This is a genomic window from Komarekiella delphini-convector SJRDD-AB1 (genome assembly GCF_014831675.1).
Lineage (GTDB): Bacteria > Cyanobacteriota > Cyanobacteriia > Cyanobacteriales > Nostocaceae > Komarekiella.
This window is the reverse complement of sequence record NZ_VJXY01000136.1, coordinates 1-3,747: the sequence shown is the minus strand read 5'-3', so window position 1 is coordinate 3,747 and position 3,747 is coordinate 1. Positions and strand designations below refer to the sequence as shown.

Genomic DNA, 3,747 nt, shown 5'->3' with positions numbered 1-3,747 from the left:
GGGAGAAACAACGTAATAAGCAAAAAGCCAGTGTGTATTGGGGTTTCCAAACCAAAGACGCTCGCCGGAAAATGCAGCATTTATATCCGAGCTTAACCTAGCAAAGTTTGCTTGGTAGACTACTAGTAGCATTGATTGTCGGTACTGTAGTTTCTCTGGTTTTCTTTGGGAATGCACAGATCGACCGCATTGGCGAAATCCCAATGGGACTGCCACAATTGCAAATGCCTACCTTTACTTTCTCCCAAATTACCGTGATGGTCATCGATGGTGCAATGTTAGGGATGCTGGGATGTATTGATACTTTGCTGACTGCGGTGATTGCAGACAGTTTAACTCGCACCGAACACAAATCAGACAAAGAATTAATTGGTCAGGGTATTGGTAATTTGGTTTCTGGTCTGTGCGGTGGGCTACCTGGTGCAGGTTCGACAATGGGAACGGTGGTTAATATCCAGGCTGGCGCTAAGACGGCTCTGTCTGGTTTGACTCGTGCTGTGATTTTACTCGTTGTAGTCTTGGGGGCTGCTAATCTGACTCAAAACATTCCAATGGCAGTGTTGGCTGGGATTGCCCTCAAGGTCGGTATTGACATTCTCGACTGGAGTTTCCTCAAACGCGCTCATAAAGTATCCCTGAAGGGAGCCATGATTATGTACGGCGTGTTGCTCCTGACAGTATTTGTCGATCTGATCGTTGCCGTCGGCGTTGGGGTTTTCGTTGCCAATATCCTGACAATCGAACGTCTTTCTCACCTCCAGGCTGAGAAAGTGAAGACGATTACTGATGCTGATGATGCAATTGTGTTAAATGATGAAGAAAAGCAGTTGCTCGTTAAAGCTAATGGACGTGTTCTGCTGTTCTACCTCAGCGGGCCGATGATTTTTGGGGTTAGCCAAGGCGATCGCTCGCGAACATTCAGCTATGGCACATTGCGATATCCTGATTCTCGATCTCAGCGATGTGCCAATGTTGGGCGTGACTGCTTCTGTGGCGATCGAGAATGCCATCAAGGATGCCTGCAATCAAGGTCGTCAGGTGCTAATTGTCGGTGCCAGTGGCAAGGTCAAAGAGCGGTTAGAACGCTTTAAGATTTTGAGATTAGTACGCCCAGATTACCTGTTTATGAATCGTTTACAGGCACTCAAGCAAGCAGTTGCTCTGGTTGAGGCAATATCCACATAGACGCGTCACCGTGTCCCTCCCCCCATCAACAAACTAATCTCCTCCACTGTCGTCCTCTAGGCATCCAAAACACCCCCAAACTCACCTCTGTACATGACGGCAATCTGATCGCTCATTGCCATCACTTCCTCTAATTGTGTTGAAATGTACAAAATTGTTGCATCGCGATCGCGTTCTGCCAATAACGGCCGCTGTAATGCTTCTGTCGCTCCTACATCTAATCCTTGTGTTGGCACAATTAACGTGGGTTCTCCTGTGAATTCCCTTGCCAAAACCAGCTTTTGTTGATTCCTCCTGCAAACGAATCCTTGCTACGTCGGTGCATTAAGAAAGAAAGCAGCATCGTTATGTAGACAACAACAACCAATTCTACAACGTGGAAAGAACAACAACAACAGCCCTAATTTTTACGTTAGGGTAGAAACAACTTAATTTCCACAACGTAGAAAATGGTCAAGGTAGAATGGGCGATATCCCCTGACACGGAGTCACGATTTAGTTGTGTTTTTGACCAGCAAACCTGCCTACCTATAGAACCAATCCAAAGGTTTTTGAACTATTGTAGAAAGCGACAATTATCACCTAACACAGTCAGTACATACGCTTATCGACTGGTAGACTTTTGGCGCTGGCTAGAATCCAAATCTCTCAATTGGTATGACATTGGGTTAAATGAATTGGCAGACTTTGTGAATTGGTACTTGCTAGGTGGTGAAGTTGAAGCAATATCAGAAAATGTAAGAGAAATTGTTGCCAAAAGGAGTCCTCGTACTGTCAATCAAGCAATCACCGCCATCCAAGAATTTTATCAAAACAGAATTCAGGAGTCAGGAGCCAGAATTCAGAATTGAATTCTGTGCGACTGGTGGATGAATTGCAGGGGTTTAAGACCCCCATCAAATCTACGATTTGGTGGTCTTCAATGAGTGGTGGGTCTGAATCCCCCACGAGAGTGATTCTGACGGATGTATTCTGACTTCTGAATTCTTTTTCAAGCTTTGGCGCAGCCCATATTCCGAAACAGTAGTCAGTTAGTACTTCTAACTGACTACTCATTACTAATTACTGACGTTGGTACTGTTGATGGGTAGTAGTAGTATTACGAATTTGCGGGGCTGACTCTTCAAAGTAAGTGCGTTCGCCCTCCACAACTCCCAACGCGGATTCAAACGGTTGTGTTGCTTCCAGACAAGACAGCCCCTCAAAACCCTCAGCCTCTACTCGAACTGAACCTGTAACTTTGTCAAAATGTATAAGTATTGCGCGTTCCATCTGTTATCTCCTGGTGTATTGTTGTACTTGCTGATGTCCACTGAAAGTCAGACGTAGGGTTTGTACTTGACCTTCAGATGTTTCAGCAATCGTGCATTCACCAAATCTTTCTTGTAATTCCTCGGCTTTAGCACGAACTATCCTTTGTCCATAAGCCTGCATCAGTTTGTGGCTGAAGAAGTCTTCTCCCAGCCGAGGTTTTGTTTCATAACTGTCGTGTATCACGTCATACACGCCGCTTGTTTGATTCCACTTAAAGCCGATGTCTGCACGGACTTTTATAGTGCTACCACGGACTATGATTTCAGCGCTTTGCCCCTGTGAACCGCCATAGTAGCCCTTAAGTGATTGTGGCTTTTCGTGGACTTGGGGCGAGAGGTTCAGTAAAGTGAGGGCTTGTACTAAGCATTCACGGTTGATGAGTTTGGTTGTGACTGTTGAAAAATGCGACACTTGTTCTGTCCTTTGTAATTGAACTGGTTTGTTCAGTAGTGGGAGTAATGCGATACACTTGAGGCTGCGAATATCGCATTTGATCATTGGTGAAATAAGTCAACAGTGATAAATATTCACTGTTGACTGTTTTTTACCTGAATCTAAACGCGCTCAGGGTAGCTTTCGACAAACCCACGTCGCCAGTTGCTAACTGTTGGAGGTTGCGTTGTTCGTCCAGTAGCTTTGCGCGGATATCGTCAATCTTTTGCTGTAGTTGCGTACGCCCATCAGATCCCAAATTCTTAGCCTCAATCGCCGGATCATTAACAATCGAGTCAAGATGCGTCATCATTGCCTCTAAGCTGCTGCCAGCTTGGGGGTCAGCATTCGCCAGCAACACCTGAACTTTCATGAGATGGCGCTGCATCTTCTTTCTGAACTGCACTGGCCTACGTCCTGGCTCCCAATCAGCCAACTCTTCAAGTAACGCAAGGGCGAGTTGTTCACCACCAGCTAGAGCCGATTCCCTTAGTCGCTGCTCAAGATTTTGGTCATACTGCTGAATGAACTTAGTAATCTGGTTTAATACTTCGGTTTGTTGCTGATTGAGTTGTTCAGACAGGGCAGGAATAATAACGGGGCGTCCGATAATTACCTGCAAATAATCTTCAAGTTCAGCAAGAGTGGGAAATGCTTTTAACAAGTTGGCTTTGACTGACTCCTGCTTATCTAGTAGTCTACCAAGCAAACTTTGCTAGGTTAAGCTCGGATATAAATGCTGCATTTTCCGGCGAGCGTCTTTGGTTTGGAAACCCCAATACACACTGGCTTTTTGCTTATTACGTTGTTTCTCCC

Annotated in this window: 3 protein-coding genes and 3 pseudogenes; 2 read left to right on the top strand and 4 right to left on the bottom strand. The window is 45.4% G+C overall.

The annotated features are described in order from the left end of the window. Positions 1–122: 122 nt before the first annotated feature. Positions 123–1,185, top strand: a pseudogene (locus FNW02_RS37625) (SulP family inorganic anion transporter); the annotation flags it as partial. A gap of 56 nt (positions 1,186–1,241) precedes the next feature. Here the strand turns inward: FNW02_RS37625 and FNW02_RS37620 are convergent. After that, a pseudogene (locus tag FNW02_RS37620) lies at positions 1,242–1,475 on the bottom strand (heme ABC transporter ATP-binding protein); the annotation flags it as partial. Between the two features lie 159 nt (positions 1,476–1,634). Between FNW02_RS37620 and FNW02_RS37615 the strand changes: the two are divergent. Next, positions 1,635–2,036 (top strand): site-specific integrase, encoded by a 402-nt coding sequence (locus FNW02_RS37615; RefSeq protein ID WP_225226301.1) that lies wholly within the window; start codon positions 1,635–1,637, stop codon positions 2,034–2,036. 211 nt (positions 2,037–2,247) lie between these two features. Here the strand turns inward: FNW02_RS37615 and FNW02_RS37610 are convergent, their stop codons facing one another. The 3 genes and pseudogenes from FNW02_RS37610 to FNW02_RS37600 form a co-directional block, all read right to left on the bottom strand. Continuing rightward, a complete protein-coding gene (locus FNW02_RS37610; protein WP_191762548.1) occupies positions 2,248–2,457 on the bottom strand; it encodes a DUF2997 domain-containing protein in 210 nt (69 codons plus the stop codon). A 3-nt stretch (positions 2,458–2,460) separates the two neighbouring features. After that, positions 2,461–2,910, bottom strand: coding sequence for a DUF1257 domain-containing protein (locus tag FNW02_RS37605; protein ID WP_191762547.1), 450 nt, complete (start codon positions 2,908–2,910; stop codon positions 2,461–2,463). 133 nt (positions 2,911–3,043) lie between these two features. Beyond that, a pseudogene (locus FNW02_RS37600) lies at positions 3,044–3,622 on the bottom strand (hypothetical protein); the annotation flags it as partial. Between the last annotated feature and the right edge of the window lie 125 nt (positions 3,623–3,747).